12 protein-coding genes and 2 pseudogenes are annotated in these 19593 nt (G+C 67.7%); 5 read left to right on the top strand and 9 right to left on the bottom strand.

Features of this window, described 5'->3' with window-relative positions:
* The first annotated feature begins 833 nt into the window (after window positions 1-833).
* Window positions 834-1688 carry an alpha/beta fold hydrolase gene (locus tag ACFWPQ_RS25245; protein ID WP_384038901.1) on the top strand — a complete coding sequence of 285 codons (855 nt, stop codon included), beginning with the start codon at window positions 834-836 and terminating at the stop codon, window positions 1686-1688.
* Window positions 1689-2172: 484 nt separating this feature from the next.
* Here ACFWPQ_RS25245 and ACFWPQ_RS25240 read toward each other — a convergent pair whose 3' ends face one another.
* The 5 genes from ACFWPQ_RS25240 to ACFWPQ_RS25220 all read right to left on the bottom strand — a co-directional run bounded on the left by ACFWPQ_RS25240 (window position 2173) and on the right by ACFWPQ_RS25220 (window position 9111).
* Complete coding sequence (locus ACFWPQ_RS25240) at window positions 2173-4788, bottom strand: family 78 glycoside hydrolase catalytic domain (protein WP_384038899.1); 2616 nt, start codon at window positions 4786-4788, stop codon at window positions 2173-2175.
* The gene (locus ACFWPQ_RS25235; protein WP_383716976.1) at window positions 4785-5681 is read right to left on the bottom strand and encodes a carbohydrate ABC transporter permease; all 897 of its coding nucleotides are present in this window, start codon (window positions 5679-5681) and stop codon (window positions 4785-4787) included. The genes ACFWPQ_RS25240 and ACFWPQ_RS25235 overlap by 4 nt, the downstream gene beginning before the upstream one ends.
* A 7-nt stretch (window positions 5682-5688) precedes the next feature.
* Window positions 5689-6573: a carbohydrate ABC transporter permease gene (locus ACFWPQ_RS25230; RefSeq protein WP_383716974.1), complete on the bottom strand. Its 885-nt coding sequence runs from the start codon at window positions 6571-6573 to the stop codon at window positions 5689-5691.
* 51 nt (window positions 6574-6624) lie between these two features.
* Window positions 6625-7923, bottom strand: coding sequence for an ABC transporter substrate-binding protein (locus ACFWPQ_RS25225; RefSeq protein WP_384038896.1), 1299 nt, complete (start codon window positions 7921-7923; stop codon window positions 6625-6627).
* A gap of 189 nt (window positions 7924-8112) precedes the next feature.
* A complete protein-coding gene (locus tag ACFWPQ_RS25220) occupies window positions 8113-9111 on the bottom strand; it encodes a LacI family DNA-binding transcriptional regulator (RefSeq protein WP_383716968.1) in 999 nt (332 codons plus the stop codon).
* A 560-nt stretch (window positions 9112-9671) separates the two neighbouring features.
* On the opposite strand from ACFWPQ_RS25220, the gene ACFWPQ_RS25215 reads away from it, so the two are divergent.
* From ACFWPQ_RS25215 to ACFWPQ_RS25205, 3 genes are all read left to right on the top strand, one after another.
* A complete protein-coding gene (locus ACFWPQ_RS25215) occupies window positions 9672-11675 on the top strand; it encodes an RICIN domain-containing protein (protein ID WP_384038893.1) in 2004 nt (667 codons plus the stop codon).
* Between the two features lie 249 nt (window positions 11676-11924).
* Window positions 11925-13355 (top strand): family 43 glycosylhydrolase, encoded by a 1431-nt coding sequence (locus ACFWPQ_RS25210; protein ID WP_383716964.1) that lies wholly within the window; start codon window positions 11925-11927, stop codon window positions 13353-13355.
* Window positions 13356-13673: 318 nt separating this feature from the next.
* Window positions 13674-14315, top strand: a complete 642-nt coding sequence (locus ACFWPQ_RS25205) for a hypothetical protein (protein WP_383716961.1) — start codon at window positions 13674-13676, stop codon at window positions 14313-14315.
* A 285-nt stretch (window positions 14316-14600) separates the two neighbouring features.
* On the opposite strand, the gene ACFWPQ_RS25200 is transcribed toward ACFWPQ_RS25205, so the two are convergent.
* Window positions 14601-15206, bottom strand: a complete 606-nt coding sequence (locus ACFWPQ_RS25200) for a TetR/AcrR family transcriptional regulator (protein WP_384038890.1) — start codon at window positions 15204-15206, stop codon at window positions 14601-14603.
* A 247-nt stretch (window positions 15207-15453) separates the two neighbouring features.
* Here ACFWPQ_RS25200 and ACFWPQ_RS25195 point away from each other — a divergent pair, with 247 nt between their 5' ends.
* Window positions 15454-16509, top strand: coding sequence for an aldo/keto reductase (locus ACFWPQ_RS25195; RefSeq protein ID WP_383716956.1), 1056 nt, complete (start codon window positions 15454-15456; stop codon window positions 16507-16509).
* Window positions 16510-16668: 159 nt separating this feature from the next.
* Here the strand turns inward: ACFWPQ_RS25195 and ACFWPQ_RS25190 are convergent, their stop codons facing one another.
* From ACFWPQ_RS25190 to ACFWPQ_RS25180, 3 genes and pseudogenes are all read right to left on the bottom strand, one after another.
* Window positions 16669-17529, bottom strand: a complete 861-nt coding sequence (locus tag ACFWPQ_RS25190; RefSeq protein WP_384038887.1) for an MBL fold metallo-hydrolase — start codon at window positions 17527-17529, stop codon at window positions 16669-16671.
* 102 nt (window positions 17530-17631) lie between these two features.
* Window positions 17632-18390 (bottom strand): annotated as a pseudogene (locus ACFWPQ_RS25185) (nuclear transport factor 2 family protein); the annotation flags it as partial.
* A gap of 30 nt (window positions 18391-18420) precedes the next feature.
* Window positions 18421-19359 (bottom strand): annotated as a pseudogene (locus tag ACFWPQ_RS25180) (NADP-dependent oxidoreductase); the annotation flags it as partial.
* Window positions 19360-19593: the final 234 nt, after the last annotated feature.

Here is a 19593-nt window from a genome sequence, read left to right as displayed (position 1 = left end):
GGCAGCTGTCGGCGCTACCGCTACCGCCATACGGCCGCCGGCCGGCCGACGAGCGACAGGATCGGGTCCCGTCCAGGTGCCGCTTCACGGCCACCGGAGTGGTACGCGCGAAAGGCCCAGCGCGCACTCGACCGCGCCTACCGCCTCATCAACCCTCCGAGCCGACTCTTCGCCCCCTGCCTGCTCCGCGCCACCGTACGAGGTGCCTCCGAGGACCCACGGCCCCTTGCCCCCGTCCGCCCCTCTCGCCCAGCACCCCGCGTCCCACCCCCGGCGCCCCGCCGAACAGCCGCGCCACCGCAGGAGAGAGACGCCATGAACGTTGCCGTGACCGGACTCGACGCCCCCTGGGCGGAGATGGGGCGTCCACCTGGTCGGCGTAATTCATTGATTCCGCGGCGTCGGCGGCAGGTGTCGGGCTGGGCAACCTCACACCCGCCACGCGTTGCGCTGGCTCGTTGCCTGGTCGTTCGTGGCGTGCCGCGGGCCATAGTCGGCCGCAAGGACTCACTTGCGCCCGCCACCCCCCGCACATAACATTACGATCGTAATTTAACTGTTGGCCCCGGGTGGCGCCCTTGCGCTTGGGGAGGCGGATTCCGAGGTGATCGGAATGAGTCCGAAGACATGGGCGTCACCTGTCGCGGCGGCTGATCCGCCTCGGGTGAACTCGCGCACCAGGTGACGTCTACGTCAACGACGTGGTCGGTAGCGCCAGCTCAGTACATCGGGCGCGGGTGAACAGAACTCCGCCTCGCAGTCCCGGCACGTCGGTGTGTTGTGCCAGCAGACCCGCTAGGTATCACGCACCCCATCAGCAGGAGAAGCACACCATGACCACGTATCTGGCAGACAAAGCCGAGGACCTCACCGTCGAGGGCCCCTCCGCGCGCTTCACCTATCGGCGGATGGGTCCGCAGGGCGGCGTCCCGCTGATCCTGCTGAACCGGCTCCGGGGGACTATCGACTGGTGGGACCCGGAGTTCCTGGACTACCTGGCCGCCGACCACGACGTGATTCTGTTCGACAACGTCGGCGTCGGCTACACCGACGGTGAACCGCGCGACTCCCTCGAAGGGTTCGCCGAGGGGGCCGTCGAGTTCGTCGAGGCGCTCGGCCTTGCGCACGTGGACCTGCTGGGCTGGTCCCTGGGCGGCATCGTGGCCCAGCGTGTGGCCCTGCGGCGCCCCGAACTGGTCCGCAAGCTCATCGTGGCCGGCAGCGGCCCGGCCGGCTGGGTGCCCGGCGCACCGCCCATGAGTGAGAAGGTCCTGGGCATCATGTCCAAGCCCGACTGCGGCGACCAGGACGACATGATGTACCTGTTCTATCCGGACACCGACGCGGCCCGCGCTGCAGGGCGGGACCACTTGAGCCACGTCTCCACCCGGCTCGCAGCCAGAGGCCCTGGCATCTCCGAGGCGGCGGCGAACGGCCAGCTCGCCGCGGTGGGCATGCTTCTTGCCGTCCCCTTCGACGAGATGCGGGCGGGGCTGGAGGCCATCAAGCAACCTGTTCTGTACGCCAACGGCCTGCACGACGTGTTGATCCCCGCCCATAACTCCTACATCGCGGTCCAGCACCTCGACAACGCCACCCTCGTGCTCTACACCGGCGCCGGCCACGCCTTCCTCTTCCAGTACGCCAAGGCCTTCACCAAGCAGATCGCCGACTTCCTCGCCGCCTGACCCCCTCGACCCCACGGCCGCCCCCGCATGATGGGTGGACGACCGTGGGGTTGCACCATTGTGCGAGCGCCGCCTCACACAACTGTGAGGCGGCGCTCGCACAATGGCTGAACGTCAACACCACGAGACCTGGTAGGCAGTCGGGTCCCGATCGAGAACTTCGCAGGGATGGCCGGTGCGCTCACCACGGGTCGACCCAGTCTCGTCCTTCGACTTCCCATACGGCGGTGTCCCGGGCCCTGCTCCCGGGGTGCGGCAACCCCTGCAGTTCATCAATGCAGGTACATGTGCGACAGCTCCCGTGCCGCGCAGTCACTGGAGAGCCGCCAGTCCCTCCGCTGCGGGCTGCCCGTAGAGGGGAGTAACGGAGGACTGGAGGGCGACGCTGTCCTGCTTTCCGCGACTGCGTCCATCGCTTGCACGTTACTGCCTTCGGACAGCCTGGTGCTGAGCCACTAGGGTCAGATCTCGCTACTGAGCAGGCTCAGTCATGAGGGGCGGGCGGTGTCGGCAGTTCGGTGTGGCGCTCCGGTCGCCAGCTCGTGGTGGTACCCGTCGCAAGGGTGGTCACGCCGCCATCGGGCCACTCGATCTGTGCTGTAGTCCCGGTGGGCACCGTCGTGTGCACCTCCATGCCCAAGGCGTGCAGTTCCCAGCGGATCGCCACGCGGCCGTACGGTGACTCGTGGGCGGCGCCGGCCCAGGTGATGCCGCCGCCCGGTCGTGGGCGGAAGAGGATGTCGCGGTAGCCGGGTGAGGCGGCGGTCAGCCCGGCGACCGTGGTGTGCAGCCACTGGGCGACCGCGCCGAGGGCGTAGTGGTTGAAGGAGGTCATGTCGCCCGGGTTGACGGTGCCGTCGGGCAGCATGCTGTCCCAGCGTTCCCAGATGGTGGTGGCGTCGTGCTTCAGCGCGTACAGCCAGGAGGGGCACTCTTGCTGGAGGAGCAGGGTGTAGGCGGTGTCGACGTGCTGGGTGGCGCTGAGTGCGGGTGTCACCAGCGGTGTGCCGATGAAACCCGTCTGGATGGTGTGCCTGCCTTCGGCGACCAGTTCGGCCAGGCGGTCTCCCGCGATCGTTCTGGCGGCCGGATCCGGGAGCAGGTCGAACTGGAGGGCGACGGCGTAGGCGGTCTGGGTGTCGCTGGTCATCCGACCGGACGGCAGTACATAGGTATCGAGGAAGGCCTGGCGTACCCGGTGCGCGAGCTTCTCGTAATGGTGGCGGTCCTCGTCGAGGCCGAGGACGCCCGCGATCCACGCCGTGTGCCGCGCGGACCAGGCGTAGTAGGCGGTGGCGATGAGATGGCGGTCGGTGCGGCCGGCCCCGGGGTCTTCGGGGGGCGCGGCGGGGTCGAGCCAGTCGCCGAGCTGGTAGCCGTCGTTCCACAGGCCGGATGGGCCCGCGAGTTCGGTGATGAGGTCGACCCAGCGCCGTGCGCTGTCGTACTGGGCGGCCAGCAGGCCGGTGTCTCCGGAGTCCTGATAGAGCGCCCACGGGGTCAGCGTCACGACGTCGCCCCAGCCGGCGCCGGGTCTGGCCGGAGTCCACTGGGGGCCACCGGGGATGGCCGGTACGTACCAGGGCACGGTCCCGTCGTCGTGCTGCTCGACGGCGACGTCGCGCAGCCAGGATGCGAGCATGCCGTGGCAGTCGTACAGGAAGGCGGCGGTGGGCGCGAAGACCTGGATGTCGCCGGTCCAGCCAAGCCGTTCGTCGCGTTGCGGGCAGTCGGTGGGCAGGTCGACGAAGTTGCCGCGCAGGCTCCACACCACGTTCTCGTGCAGCCGGTTCACCTGGTCATCGGAGCACTCGAACCAGCCGGTCCGGGCCATGTCGGTGTGGTGGACGCGGGCGGTGATGTCGTGGTGAGGATCGGCGCCGCGCCAGCCGGTGATCTCCGCGTAGCGGAAGCCGTGGACGGTGAACCGCGGTTCCCAGGTCTCGCGGCCCTCGCCGCGCAGGACGTACCGGTCGGTGGAGAGGGCGTCGCGCAGGGGACGCACGCACAGCTCGCCGTCCTGGAGCACCTCGGCGTGCCGGATGACGACCGTGTGTCCGGCCGGACCGGTCACGGTGATACGGACCCTGCCGACGAGGTTCTGTCCGAAGTCCACCAGGAGACGGTCGGCGTCGAGGGCGGTCACCCGGGCCGGGGCCATCTCCTCGGTACAGCGCACCGGCGGCCCGGTGGGGGCGACCAGTGTCGCCGGATCGCGGGGAACGATGTCGACCGGTGACCAGCCGCTGTCGTCGAATCCGGGGCTGGACCATCCGGGCTGTTCCTCGCGGCCGTCGTAGGTTTCGCCGTCGAGCAGGCCGCTGGAAACGATCGGTCCGTGGGCAGCTCGCCAGGAGGTGTCGGTGCCGATGGTGGTGCGGGTTCCGTCGCGGTGGACGATCTCGAGCTGGGCGATGAGGGCGAGCCGGTCGCCGTAGAGGTGGGAGTGGCCGCCGTGGAAGCCCAGCCGTCCGCGGTACCAGCCGTCGGCCAGCCACGCGCCGATTGTGTTGTCGCCGTCGCGCAGGTGTTCCGTGACGTCGTGGGTCTGGTAGCGCAGTCGGTGGTCGTAGCTGGTCCAGCCGGGCGCGAGGGTGTGGTCGCCGACACGCCGGCCGTTGATCTCGATCTCGTACAGCCCGTGGGCGGTGACGTAGAGCCGCGCGCGCTCCACTTGCGCCCCGACGGGGAACTCCTTGCGCAGCATCGGCGGGCGCCGGTCGTTGTCCGGCCACTGCGGCGAGATCGCGTGCGCGGTCCAGTCAGCAGGTTCCAGCAGACCCGTCTCCAGGTACAGGGCCGGGCTCCAGTCGCTGGTCGTGCCGTCGGCGCCGCGGACCCGGACGCGTACCGCGGAGCGTTCCCGTGACGCCAGTGGCCGGTACGGCCAGTCGACGAGCACGGAGTCCTCGCCGGCCGCCCAGTCGGTACGGTGCGCGCCATCGGCGCCGGTGACCTCCAGCTGGTATGCCTGCTGCGTCCAGCCTGGCGGTGCTGTCGTCTTCCAGGAGATCCGGGGCGCCGGCTCACCGATACCGAGCGGCTCCCGGTGGTGTTCCGCGGTGGGCTCGGCCACGACGGGTGTCGGCTCGTGGCTCATCCCTTCACCGCCCCGGCGGTCAGGCCCTTGATGATGCGCTGGTTGATCAGCAGGTACAGGACCAGGGCGCCGACCACGTTGATGCTGATCGCGGCGAACAGGGGGCCGTAGGCCGTCTCGCCGTACTGCCCGGTGAAGTTGAGCAGCCCGACCTGGATGGTGCGCAGGTCGTCGTTGGTGGTGAACGTCAGTGAGATGAGCAGGTCGTTCCAGACGAAGAAGAACTGCACCAGCCCCACCGTGAAGACGGCGTTGCGGACCATGGGGAAGGCGATGCGCCAGAAGGCTGTGAGGATGCTCGCCCCGTCGAGCGTGGCGGCTTCGAACACCTCGCGTGGGATCGAGCGGAAGTAGGTGGCCATCATGAAGACGGTCAGCGGGAGGCCGGCAGCGGTGTAGGTGAGGATCAGCGGCCACAGTGTCCCGGACAGTCCGGCCTGGAAGTACACCCGGAACAGGGGAAGCAGGATCATCTGGCTGGGCACCATGATGCCGACGAGGAAGGCGAGCAGGACCTGGTGGCGCCCGCGCCAGACCATCACCTCCAGGGCGAAGCCCGCGGCGACGCCGAGCAGGACGATGAGGGCGAGCGAGGGCACGGTGGCCAGGAGGCTGTTGCGGATGTACAGGGCGACATGCCCGGTTGTCCATGCCTCGGTGTAGTTGTGGAAGCCCCAGTTCTTCGGAAGCGACCATGCGGGGTCGTTGACGAACTCGGACTGGGTCTTGAAGGAGCTCAGCAGCAACCACAGCAGGGGCGCCACCTCGATCACCAGCAGGAGGGCGACGAGGGCGTTCCGTACCAGACGCCGGGCGGGCCGGCCCTTTCGCCGGGGTGCCGTCGGGGGGTGGGTGAGGAGTTTCCGCGGCGGTGCCGTCAGGGTGTCGGTCATGGGGAGCTCAGCCCTTGGTCAGGTCGCGTCGCGAGAAGCGGAAGATGATGAGGGAGACGCCCAGGCAGACGACGGTGAGCAGCGACGCGATGGTGCTGCCGTAGCCGTAGTCGCCGTAGGAGAACGCGGTGCGGAACATGTACAGCGTCAGGGGTGTGGTGTCGCTGCCGGGTCCGCCGTTGGTCAGGGCGAGGACCGAGTCGAACACCTTGAGCGTGCCGTTGATGCTGAACACGGCCGACGACAGCACCACCGGCCAGGACAGCGGCAGGACGATGTGCCGGATCAGCCGCCATCCCGTGGCGCCGTCCATCCGTGCGGACTCGATCGTCTCCTCGGGTATGTCGAGCAGTCCCGCGTAGATGAGAACGCCGTAGAAGCCCATGGAGCGCCACACGTCCATCACGACCAGGACGAGGAAGGATCCGCCGCTGCCGGCGAACCAGTCGCCGTGGTGGATGCCCAGCGCTTCGATGGCGGTGTTGGCCAGGCCGTTCTGCGGCGCGACGGCGAAGAGCTTCTGGAACATCAGGGCCACGGCGACCGTCGGAAGGATCACCGGGAAGAACACCAGCGTGCGGATGAGCGCGGACGACTTGCGCAGCACGAACACGTAGAGCAGGGCGAGCAGGTACCCGCAGAGCACCTGCCCGACGCTGACGACGATCCCGTACTTGAAGGTGAACCACAGTGCCGAATGCGCCTGCGGGTCGTGCCACAGCTTCTCGAAGTTGCCGAACCCGTCGAAGGTGAACCCCTCGATGACGTTCCCCTTGAAGAAGGTGTAGCCCAGGGACCAGCCCATCGGCACCAGCATCACCAGTGTGTACACGAGCAGTGCCGGGCCCAGCAGGATGGCAAGGGCGCGGCGGTCTCCCAGAACTGAACGCATGACGGCTCTTTCACGAAGGGTTCGGAACGGTTCGCGGGTGATGGCGGACGGTCAGCCGTTGTCCAGGTCCGCCTGGACCTTCTTCATGAAGTCCTGCGCGGAGAGGGATCCGGTGACCAGCGGTGCGGCGTTCGTCTGGCTGGTCTCGGTCGCCTTCGTGTTGAACAGCGCCTCGAACCACAGGGTGCTGGTCGTGGTCTTCGAGATGGTGTCCTGCACCTGCTGGGTGAGCGGCGGCAGCGTGCCGGTGTCGCCCGTGGGCTTGAACCCGGAGATCGTCCCTTGGTCCTTCAGCGAGGCGGCGCCGTAGTTCTTGGCGGTGCAGGAGAGCCAGTCGCCGACCTTGGAGTCGTACGACTTCGCCGAAACGGCGACCGGGAGACCGACGTTGGCCGGGATCTGGTCCGCGGACCCCTTGCCGCCGGCGACGGTCGGGAACGCCATGAAGCCGATGTTGTCCGCGCCGACCTGGTTCTTGGTCTTGTCGTTGAAGTCGCCCAGCTCCCAGCTGCCCATGTAGAACATCGCGGCCTTGCCAGTGAGGAACTGCTGCACCCCGGTGTCGTAGTCGATCGATCCGACACCCTTGCCGAAGTAGCCGGCCTTGCCCAGGTCGGCGATGGCCTGCGCGGCCTTGACGTACTCGGGGTCGGTCAGCTTCGCCTTGCCGTCCGCCACGGCCTGCAGGGCGTCCGGGCCCAGTTCCCGGTAGAGGTAGCCGCTGACGAGACGGGTGAGGGGCCACCCCTCCTTGCCCGCCGCGGAGAAGGGGGTCACTCCCGCGCCCTTCAGCTTCGCCGCGGCCGCGACCAGCTCGTCGTACGTCGTCGGAACGGCGATGTGATGGGCGGCGAAGATCTTCTTGTTGTACCAGATACCCTCGATGTTGAACTGGTAGGGCATCACGTTGAACTTGCCGTACAGGTTCTGCACCGTCTTGACTGCGGCCGGCTGGATGTCGTCCCACACCCCGAGGCTCTTGAGCGTCTTTTCGAGGTCGAGGACCTGGCCGGCCTTGTCCAGCGTCTTGGTCAGCGCCGGAGTACCGCCCGCCGCGAACTGCACGGGCAGCGCGTCCTGCCCGGCGAGAAGCTGAACCTTCTGGTCGACATTGCTGATCGGCAGCGTCTGGATCTTCAGCGGCAGAGCCGCGTTCGGCGTCTTGCACGCGCCGGTGCTCAGGGACTTGAGCTCCTGCTGCACGATGTGGTTGTCGTCGTTGATGGTGAGGGAGTAGTCCTTGGCGCCGCTGCTCGACGCGTTCGTGCCGCCGCAGCCACTCAGTACGAGGCCGGCGGCGGTGGCGGTCGCCAGGGTGACGAGAGTGCGGGGCTTGAGGGTGTGGTGCACGGGGTTGCTCCTCGCAGTGCACAGCGCGTTGAAGCGCTTCAATGTTGCCCCGGAACCTACGGCCCACTTCACGGCCATGTCAAGGATGATTCGGTGATATTTCCGAACCGCAATGTGCGCACTACGACAAGAATCAGGGCACGCCAGGGGAACCGACCCCAGCCGGAGAGGCGGGCGGGGACTTCGTGGTCAGCGCGGCGCGCTGGCGCGGATGATCAGCTCCGGCTCCAGTACGACGGTGGCGTGACGATGCCGTTCGCCCGAGGCCACCTCGTCCATCAGCAGCCGCATCGCCTCCTGGCCCATGGCTCGCCCGGGCAGGTCCACCGCGGTCAGGGGCACCGCCGCGGAACCGGCCGTGCGGTTGTTCTCGCACCCGACGACCGCGACCTGGTCGGGTACGCCGATACCGGCCACTGTGTGCAGTTCGTGGATGATGCCGTTGGCCAGCTCGTCCGCGACGACGACGAGGCCGTCGGGCAGGTCGCCGGGCTTCCGGCCGGCGAGCTCCTTCCCGACCATGTGCCCGTGCGCCGTGGTCAGACCGGCGCTGTCGATCTCCTCCAGCGTCACGCCGGCACCGGCCTCCTCGACCGCCGCGCGCACCCCCCTGCGCCGTTCAAGCACGGGCTGGTAGTCGTCGTGCGCGACCACGTACGCCAGCCTGGTACGCCCGGTGTCGATGAGGTGGCGTGCCGCGAGATACCCCACGTGCTCGTTGTTCACCAGCACCGAGCAGCATGTGCCCGGTTTCGGCGAGAAGTTGAGCAGCACGATCTGCCGTCCGTGCGAGCGCATCCTGGCGATGCCGGCGGTGGAGTCCTCCATCGGAGCCAGCAGAACGCCGGTCACCCTGGCTTGGTCGAAAAGGTCCAGGTACTCGTCCTGGAGTCCCATGTCGCACGTCGTGTTCGCGAGCAGCAGGTTGAGGTCGGCCGCCCGGGCCGCCTCCTGTGCGCCGTGCGCCATGTCGATGAACAGCGAGTTCTCGATATCCGCGAGGACCATCCCGACGCTGTTGTTCGACCCGGACGCCAGCGATCGGGCCGCGTCGTTGCGCACGAAACCCAGCCGGGCGATGGCTTCGCGCACGCGCTGCGCCGTCACCGGGCTGACCTTGGCCGGATGGTTCAGGACGTTCGACACTGTGCCGAGCGAGACGCCCGCCGCCTTCGCGACATCCTGCATGCTCGGACCGGCGTGCCCGTTTGCCCGTGGACCTGCGGCTGCCACGACGCTCCTCGACTTCCGGTCTTGATCGGCCTGGACGCGAACTGACGGGGCCAGGCTGGTGTGGACAGCCGCAGGATACACGCTTCCGTTAAAGCGCTCCAACGTCTACAGCGGTCCCGCCCGTCGACGCGCCCCATGGTGGCACGAATGCCGAGGTCGCGGTGGTTCACCGGCGTTGCGCACGCGAGTCGCCGCACGCCCCCGGGCCGTCCACAGTTCGACTGGGCTTTCCAGAGAAGGTGCGACCAGGCGTGGGGGCTCGGCCTGCGCGATGCATGCGCAGACTCTTGACGGGCGGCGCGGAGGGTGTCAGCCTCGGCATCGCCAATGGGGTTGAAGCGCATCAATCCCGTCCTCCGTGTCTTGCATCCCCACCCAGCGATGACGTTTCCGGTGCCACGCCCGGCCGTGGCTCGACCGGATCGGCGCTGCCCTTCTGCTTCGGAGTAAGTGGCGAGCTCACGCCCGCCCTGCGTTCCCTGCCCTTCTCTCACCGTCGAGGGAGTCACGAATCCATGCACAGGAACAGACGATCATGGGCGAAGGTCGCCGCAATCGGCGCGGTGGCCGCCCTGGTGCCCTTCACAGCACCGGTTGTGTCCGCCCACGCCGTCACCTACAGCGGCGGCGTCATGTGGCAGCCGCCGAGCGGAGCACCGTCCTACGGCTCGATCTATGCGCACTCGATCAGGCTTCAGCACAGCACCGACGCCAACGGCACGCTCCTCGCGTCCTTCGAGCAGTACTCCAGCAACGGCATGCCGGTGTACCGCAGCACCGACTCAGGGCATACCTGGACGCAGATCTCCACGATCCAGGACCAGGCCAACTCGTGGAACAACATCCAGCTCGAACCGACGCTCTACGAGCTTCCGCAGGCGATCGGCTCGTTCCCGGCCGGCACGATCATCGCGGCGGGCGACTCCATCCCCACCGACAACTCCGCGACCAAGATCGACATGTATGCCAGCACCGATCACGGAGTGACCTGGAGCTTCGTCAGCTCGATCGCCACCGGCGGCGCGGCCGTCGCTACGAATGGGTACACCCCCGTCTGGGAGCCGTACTTTCTCGTGGCGAACAACAAGCTCATCGCCTATATCTCGGACCAGCGGGACCCCGCGCACGGCCAGAAGCTCGGCCACTTCACGACGACCGACGGCGTCAACTGGTCGTCCGAGGTCGACGATGTCACGTACGCGGACTACAACGCGCGCCCGGGCATGGCGATCGTCACCCGCCTCGGCAACGGGAACTACATCCTCACCTACGAGTACTGCAACGCGCCGAGTGGCGGCTGTCCCGTCTACTACAAGATCGCGTCCGATCCGGAGGCCTTCGGCTCGGTCACGGGAGTACGGCTCGTCACCACGGACAACATTCGCCCGGCCGGTAATCCGTACGTCACCTGGCTCCCGACCGGCGGCCCGAACGGAACGATCGTCGTCCAGGCCTACAGCGACCAGCAGCTGTACAAGAGCACGGACAACGGGGCGACCTGGGTGCGCATGTTCTCCAACACCATCGCCGGCTACAGCCGCGGCCTGCTCCCCCTGGCCGACGGCAAGAGCCTGCTGGTCACCCGAGGCGGCAGCCTGTCCAACCACGGCAGCCAGAACGTGGTGACCTACGGCATCGACGACTACGGCGGCGGCATCTCGACAGGTGCCGGCTACAAGGTCCAGAACAACCTCAGTTCCCAGGTGCTGGGCGTGCCCAACGGCAACAACGGGGCTCCGGTCGTCCAGGCGCCGGACAACGGAACGGGCGACCACAACTGGCGGTTCCTGCTCCAGAGCAACGGGTACTACCGCATCCTGAACACCTTCAACGGCAAGTACCTCGCTGTTCCGGGCGGATCCCTGTCCTCCGGCGCGGGCGTCATCCAGTGGACGGCGACGGGCGGTGCGGAGCAGGACTGGTCGGTCGAACCGTCACCGGCCGGCGGATACACCCTCACCAATCGGCGAAGCGACCTGGCGCTGACCATGGCGACCGACGCGAACGGCCAGACCTCTACCAACGAGCAGGTCACCCAGGCACCGCTCACGTCCTCGGCGAACCAGCGGTGGAACCTCGTCCAGACGGCGGCGCCCGACTTCACCGGCGGACAGTTCGTGATGACCAACGTCAACAGCGGAAAATACGCGGAGGTGATCGGAAGCGGTGACGGAACGCAGGCAGACCAGTACCGCGATGTGAACCATCCGGACCAGTACTGGACCTTCACACAGACCGGCTCCTACTACACGATCACGAACACGTTCACCGGAGACCTCCTCGACTCGGCGGGGGCCACCACCAGCGGTAGCGCGGTCGTCCAGAAGCCGGCATCCGGCGGAACGTCCCAACAGTGGTCTCTCATCGACACCAGCGACGGTAAATACCAGGTGGTCAACCGCGTCAGCGGACTGGCGCTGTCGGTGGTCGGCGCATCGACCGGCGACGGAGCCCTGCTGGACCAGGAGTCCACCTCGACCGCAGACGCACAGCGCTGGACGATCACCAAGATCAACTAGCCTCGCCCTTCCGTAGACGGACAGTCGACCACGGCGTCCCAGGGCTGACCACCCATCGATGGTCTCCGCCGCTTGCACGAGCCGACAGGCGACGTCCTCCTGCCCCGCACGCTCCCTCTCCGTTCCGTGGGCCCGTCTCCCGAGGGCGGAGGCGTAGACGGACCGTACCGGGCGGCGGTCTCCCCCGAGAGCCGATGGCTGGCCGTCGGTTGCTCGGTCGAACCCGCATCAGTGACACAAGGAGTCCGCATGACCAGATATCGCCCCGCAAGGCCACGCCCTGGAATCCGCAGACGGCGCATCCATGCCGCCCTCGCCACGATCGTGGCCGCCCTCATGGCCTTCCTGAGTCTGGCCACCGCCGGTCCGGCACAGGCCCTCAGCGGTGACATCCGTATGCACGACCCTTCCGTCATCAAGGTCGGCAGCTGTTACTACGGGTTCTCCACCGGATTCGAGCACGACTCGCTCAACCCGAGCGGGTCCATCACCGAACGCAGGACGTGCGACAGCACCCCGGCCACCGGCTGGACCAAGATCGGCAACGTCTGGGAGTCGACCCCGTCCTGGATCACCACCAAGCTCGGCTCGACCCCGCCGAACATCTGGGCCCCCGACATCAAGTACTTCAACGGCGTCTACCACCTGTACTACGCAGGCTCGCTCTGGGGCACGTCGTACGCCGTGATGGGCCTGGCCACGGCCACGAACATCGAGGGCCCCTGGACCGACCAGGGCATGGTCACGGACGTCAACTACCCGATCGACCCCAACGTCGACTGGGGGCCGGACGGCCGGCTGTACATCTCCTGGGGTTCCTGGACCGGCAGCGGCACCTACATGCACGTCCTGGACGGGACCACGGGCAAGCTCTCCACCACCGACAACAACCTCTGGCACATCGCCATCGGCATCGAGAACCCGACCATCATCCTCAACGGCGGCTACTACTACCTCTTCGGCTCGAAGGGGAACTGCTGCAACGGGGTCAACAGCACCTACTACACCGTGGTCGGCAAGTCCACCAGCATCACAGGACCGTACCTCGACCAGAACGGCACCGACATGGCCTCCGGCGGCGGGACCAGCATCCTCACCGGTGCCTACCCGAGAGTGGCCGCAGGCGGTGCGGACGCCTATGACGACGGCTCGTCGAAGTTCCTCGCCTACCACTACTACGACGGCAACAACTCCGGGCAGGAGACCCTCGACATCCGCCAGGTCACCTTCTCCGGTGGCTGGCCCATCCTCGCCGGCCCCCTGGGAGCGGCGAACAACCACCTGCTGAACCGCAACAGCGCCAAGTGCGCGGACGTCTGGTACCTCAGCACGGCCGACGGCGCGGCCGTGAACTCGGGCAACTGCAACTCAGGGGCCAACCAGCAGTGGGTGTCGACGGCCGTCGGCACCAACTACGAGCTGGTCAACGTCAACAGCGGTAAGTGCCTCCAAATCTCCGGTGCCTCCACCGCCGACGGTGCGGTCGCCGTCCAGTCGACGTGCACCGGGGCCGCAGAGCAGCTATGGACGAAGACGGCGGTGATCGGCGGCTACGTCACCCTCGCCAACGTCAACAGCGGCAAGTGCCTTGAGGTCGCCGGAGCTTCGACCGCCAACGGGGCGGCTCTGGACCAGTCGAGCTGCAACGCCGGGACGAATCAGCAGTGGCTTGTCGTCTGACATGCCAGGCAGCATGTCACCGGCGTCAGCAGGCGCGCGGTGTCGTCGGCGGGCTTGGCCGGACCGCATACGGCTGTCGCTCGACAGGAGGACCTCAAGCGATATGACAGCACCAATATCGCCAGCCCGTTGAACTGCGCTGGCCGGGCCCTCGCGTGGATCTGCCGTCGCACCCGCAGACGGGCCGGCGGCAATCCGCGCATCGCTACAGGCTTCCGCAAGCCGACAGCGCTCCGTGTTGTTGAAAGCTGCTGTACATGGTGAGTGCCACCACCACGACCGATGGTGATGTCGGTGGAACGGTCGACAATGCCGGTCATGGCAGATCGCAGTGCGGTGCTCCGGATCGTCACCTCGGCAGCGCGGGAGTCCCTGAAGCCGCTCGGCCTGGTCCAGCGCGGGCGGTCGCGGCTGTGGATCGATGATCACGAGTGGTGGCTCGGGGTCGTGGAATTCACTCCGCCGCGGACCGCCGGCAGCGGTCTGTACGTCGGTACGATGTGGCTGTGGCACGACGTGGACCACCTGGCCTTCCACTCAGACGCATTCCGGACCGGCCCCGAGCCGTTTCGCACCGAGGACCAGTTCACGCCGCTGGCACTCGAACTCGGCCGGCAGGCGGCTGCGAACGTGACCGCGCTGAGGGAGATGTTCCCGGCTCTGCCGGACGTAGCCCGGTACCTGACGTCCAGGCCGGTGCGACGGGGATTCCTCTGGGACAGCTTCGACGCCGGGATCGCAGCCGCTCTGGCCGGAGAACCGGCCACGGCCCGCGAGCATTTCGAGCGAGTCCTTCGAGAGGACCCGCTGGCCCCGTGGATGGTCCAAGCCCACGAGAAGGCACGCGAGCTTCACGCCATCGCTCCGGATCGCGACGCCGTGACTGCCTGGGTCACCCGGGCCGTCGACTCATGCCGGAACAAGCTGGGCCTGGATCCCGTGACGCTCGCGATCAGCTGAACGGACCCGCTCGTTGAGCGACAAAGCTGCAGTCAGGCCAGCAGGCCTCGCTTCCATAGCAGGCCGAAGCCAACCCGGCCGCACATTTGGCGCTTGATCATTTTGATCCGGTTGACGTGGCCTTCCACGACGCAAGACACCGCCGCGGTCACGGTCGTCACCGCAGAGGGGCGACAGGGGGCCTGACCTTGGTCTCCGTGGCAACGAACGCGGTCAGCAGGGTCGCGCACACCAAGAACACGCCGCCGGCTGCCAACGGCCCCAGCCCTCGTGAGGCTGCTGCCCTCATCTCTCTGATGTCGTGTCGGCGCCGGCGAGGGCGGCGTCGATCAGCGACTCTGCGATGGATCTCGCACACGCACCGGTGTGCCTACTGTTGAGCACGGTACCGCGTGCCGCCGCACCGTCGTAGAGCAGCGCGAGTTGTTCACCAAGGACCTCCGGAGCGGCGATGCCGGCCTGTCGTGCGATCTCCGAGAGGCGGCGGGCGAACTCCCTCTTGTGCGCCGCGACCAGTTGATGGGCGGGGCGCCCGGGGTCGGGCACCTCGACACTCACGTTCAGGAACGGGCAGCCCCGGACGGGAGCGACACTCTGCGGCGGCTTCCAGTCGAAGACAGCGAGGAGTTGCTCGCGCGGACTCCGGGACGGTTGATCGGACCCTGGGAGGGCGGGGAGGAGACCGCCCCTCAAGGTGCTCAAGTACGCCACGACGAGGTCGTCCTTGCTGGAGAAGTGCGCGTAGAGAGTGCGTTTCGACACGGCGGCGGCGGTTGACAGCTGCTCCATCCCGGTCGCGTTGATCCCTTGCGCCGTGAACAGCTCGGTCGCCGCTTTGAGGATCCGCTCCCGGGCACCACGACGCCGACGCGCGGAGTGAAGTTCGTCCATATCCCCGAGGATACCGATCGGTTTACAGGGGTCGTCGGTATCAACTACGGTGAAGCCTTGAGTAAACCGATCGGTTTATGCATACACGTCCGGCGTCGCGCCGCACGTGTATGCGTAACCCGCCGGCGCAGCATCCCGTTCAGGCTGCGCCCGGCACCGCATGTTCGCCCCTCCTGGTCGTCGCCCTGGCCGAAACCTCACCGCCCCCACCCGACCATCCATGTGATATCGGCACGAAGGAGAACTTATGCGCTACACGACATTCGGACGACGGACCGGACTCCGCGTCTCCGAGTACGCACTCGGTACGGGCAACTTCGGCACCGGCTGGGGAGCCGGCGCCGAGCCCGACGAATCGCGCCGGATGTTCGACAGGTTCGCCGAGGCCGGCGGCACGTTTCTCGATACCGCGGACAGCTACCAGTTCGGCGAGTCGGAAGAGCTGGTCGGGAAGTTCATCGCCGCCGACCGGGATCACTTCGTCCTGGCGACCAAGTTCACCAACGGAGCCACACCGCAGCGCGGCATCTCCAGCACGGGCAACAGCCGCAAGAACATGGTCACTTCGCTGGAGGCGAGCCTGAGGCGCCTCGGCACCGACTACATCGACCTATACTGGGTTCACTTCCCCGACGACCTCACGCCGATGGAGGAGATCCTGCGCGGACTGGACGACCTGGTCTCGTCCGGCAAGATCCTCCACGCCGCCCTTTCCAACTTCCCCGCATGGCGGGTCTCCCGCGCCGCTACCCTCGCGGACCTGAAGAACTGGGCACCGGTCGCGGGCATCCAGATCGAGTACAGCCTCGTCGAGAGGACCGCCGACCGGGAACTGCTGCCGATGGCCGAGAGTCTGGGACTGGGCGCCGCCCTGTGGTCACCGCTCGGCGGCGGGCTGCTGACCGGCAAGTACCGCCGCAGCGCCGAGGGGCGGCTGACCGACTTCAAGACTCTCATCCACACCGAGAGCACCGCGCAGAAGACCGCGGTCGTCGACACCGTCCTGGCCATCGCCGAGGAGACCGGCACGACACCGGCACAGGTGGCAGTGGCCTGGCTACGTGAGCGTGCCGCCCAAGCCTCGACTTCATTCATTCCTATCATCGGCCCGCGTAACCTCACGCAGCTCGACGACTACCTGGACGCCCTGGACGTACAGCTCAGCCCCAAGCAGTTCGCACTCCTGTCCGACGTCAGTGCGATCCCCCTCGGGGTGCCGCACGAGGCGACCGCCGGCGTCCGTGACAATGTCCAAGGCGGTGACGCGTCGCGCGTCAACCAGCCGAGCGTGCCCACGGCCTGAGCCACGGATCGAGCCGCCGGCCGTATGCCGTCCACACCACTTCCGTCCTGGACCATACGGGCGGTCCAGGACGGTCCCGTCAGTGCCGGCGGGCGACTCCGTTGTCGCGCAGCCACTGCAACAACTCGGCCCGACCCGGTAGGCCGTGGAAGTCGGCGCCTACTGAGCCGAGCGGCCGTTCAGGAGGCTGAGGGCGCTGAACCAGAGTATGCCCGGGTTGATACGTTCCGGATGGAGGCTCAGCATCGCGTCGAAGAACTCCGTGGGGGCGGGTGATCCCCGCAACAGCCGGTCCGCGTCGTCGAGGTAACGGCGCGTACGACCGATCTCGCCGGGGTCGTCCGCGCGGGCGGGGTCCTTGTGGCCGGCCACCACGAACTCCGCTCCGAGCGCCTCCACTTGGCCGAGTGCGCGACGCCACGCGTCACGGCCTCCACCTGCGGAGTCCGCGAGCGCCAGGTGTACGCCGTTGTAGACGACGTCGCCGGCTACGGCCAGCTTCAGGCTCGGCACCCAGAGCACGGTCGTGTCGTCGCCGTCGCTGTGCCCGACCTCTACCGGAGTGAGTGCGTGTCCCTCCAGGTTCAGCCCCTCTTCTCCGACGACCCGCACGTCGATGGGGACCGTCGGGATCTGGCCCGGGAACAGCACGTCCCAGAAGGGCCCACGGGACTCCGGAGTGGCCAGTCCTGCCATGTGGGCCTTGGTCCCGGCCGTGGCACGGACCGCTGCGTCGGGGAACCGTTCGAGCAGGACCGGAGCGCCGAGCCAGTGGTCACCGTGGCCGTGCGTGATGTAGATCTCGGTGAGGTTCCTGCCCGTTTTCTCCACCCAGGCGAGCACCCGACGGGCAGTGTGAGTGGTGAAGGGCGGGTCGACGAGAACGGCATCGTGTTCGCCGTAGACCAGGGTCGTGGAGATGGGCGACCACACCATGGGGTCGCCGTTGGGAAGGTTCAGGCTGCCGCTGCTCTGCGCGATCGCGGGTGTCACGAACACCTCGTACCGCAATGCGGTCATGATTCTCTCCTCGTACTGGAGCCCGCAGCGGAGACTGGAGGGCGGAGATCGCTTTCAGTGCGCCGCCCTGGGCCGCAGCGTGACCGCTGCGGCCCGGCGCCGTCAGAACATCGTGTTGTCGTTGGCGGCGGTCTCCGGTACGTCCTGCGAGGCGTCCCAGTGCTCGACGATCTTCCCGTTCCTGACCCGGAAGAGGTCGATGACCGCCCGACCGCGATCGCCCGGGGCGTCGATGTAGTGGCTGTGGACGGCCACCAGGTCGCCCTCGGCGATGACCCGCTTCGGCGTGACGCTCAGCTGCGGGAACTGCTCGAAGTACGCGGTCAGTCCGGCCCGTACGCCCGCCGCACCCTCGGAGATGTTCGGATTGTGCTCGTGGTACTCGGGGCCCACGTACGTGTCGATGGCGGCCAGGTCCTTGCGGACCAGGAGCCGGTCGACGTAGTCGGTGACGATCCTCTTGTTGTACGCCGTGAACCACCGTTGCCCCGGCGCCTCGGCGCGCGGCCGGCTGAGCGTGGAGAACATGTCGTTGCCGCTGGCCGTGCTCGCCGGCACCTCCTGGAGGATGTCCCAGTGCTCGGCGATCTTCCCGTCCTGGAAACGGAAGATGTCGATGACGGCGAGCCCGGGAGTGCCGGGGGTGAGCACACCGCTGGAGTGGAGGAGTACCAGGTCGCCCTCGGAGATGACTCGCTCCTCGTCGTACGTGGCCTCCGGGAACCGCTGTCGCCAGGCGGCGCCGAAGGCCTTCATGGCCTCGGGGCCGTCAGGGGCCAGCGGGTTGTGCTGGATGTAGTCCGGCCGCACGAAATCATCGATGACGGACGTGTCGCCGCCTTCGAACGCGGCCCTGAGGACCCGGACGGCGATCTGTGCCTTGCCGGTCCCCTCCACCGTCAGCACGATCTTCCCGGTGGTACGGCCGGTCTCACCGAGGGCATGGGCCTTGGCCGCCTCGGCGAGCGGGAAGGTGGCCTCGATGTGGGCGCGCAGAGCACCGGTCTCGACGAGGCCTACGACAGCGTTCATGCCGGCCTGATCGGCCTCGACGAGGAGGGACTCGAAGCGGATGCCCCGCTCGGCGATCTTGGCCAGTTCGTCGGGGTCGATGGGCACCGGCAGGATCGAGACGAGGGTGCCGCCCGGGCGCAGGACGGCAACGGATCGGGCGCGGGCGGCGGTGTCCAACGAGATCGGGTCGAGGACCACGTCGATGTCCGTGAGAGCCTCGGCGAAATCGACCGCGTGGTAGTCGATGACCTCGTCCGCTCCGAGGGAGCGCAGGAAGTCGTGCTTGGCGGCACTGGCGGTGCCGATCACGTACGCACCGCGGGACTTGGCGATCTGGACCGCGAGGTGACCGACGCCGCCGGCCGCCGCGTGGATGAGGACCCTCTGCCCAGGCTGGACATCGGCAGTGTCCACCAGTGCCTGATAGGCAGTGAGGGCCGCGAGCGGGAGAGCCCCTGCCTGCACATGGTCGATACCAGCGGGCTTGTGCGCGAAGGATCGAGCGGGAGCGGTCACGTACTCGGCGTGCGAACCGACCCCGTAGGGGTAGGGCAGCATGCCGAAGACCTCGTCTCCCGGCTTGAAGAGGGTGACCCCGGTGCCGACGGCCTCCACGACTCCGGAGACGTCCCAGCCCAGGACGAGTGGCAGGCGGTCGATGGTCAGCGGCCGGGCGCGGTTCCACCAGTCGGTCGGGTTGACGCCGGCCGCGCGTACGGCGACCAGAATCTCGCTCAGACCTGGCACGGGCCGGGGAAGCTCAACCTCCTTGAGCACCTCGGGAGAACCGTGGGTCTCCTGGCGGATGGCACGCATCGGGGCGGTGGAGTTATTCGTCATGTGTCCAGCGTCGCCGCGTATCTGCCGTCACCACCATGGCATGAATGCCAACTTTTAACGGGATCAGGCCACCAGGTGGGCACCGGCTCCGACCGCCCCGTCACTTGGGCAGAGCTTGACCCGGCGCCGAGTGAGATCCGGGGCGGGGGGCCCGAGGCGGGGTTGGGTCGCCCCCCCGCCCCCCCCCCCCCCCCCACCCACGCCAGAGGG

Origin of the sequence: Streptomyces sp. NPDC058464, assembly GCF_042721035.1 — a bacterium.
Classification (GTDB): Bacteria; Actinomycetota; Actinomycetes; order Streptomycetales; family Streptomycetaceae; genus Streptomyces.
The sequence above is the reverse complement of the archived record's forward strand: the minus strand, read 5'-3'. Positions and strand labels throughout refer to the sequence as shown.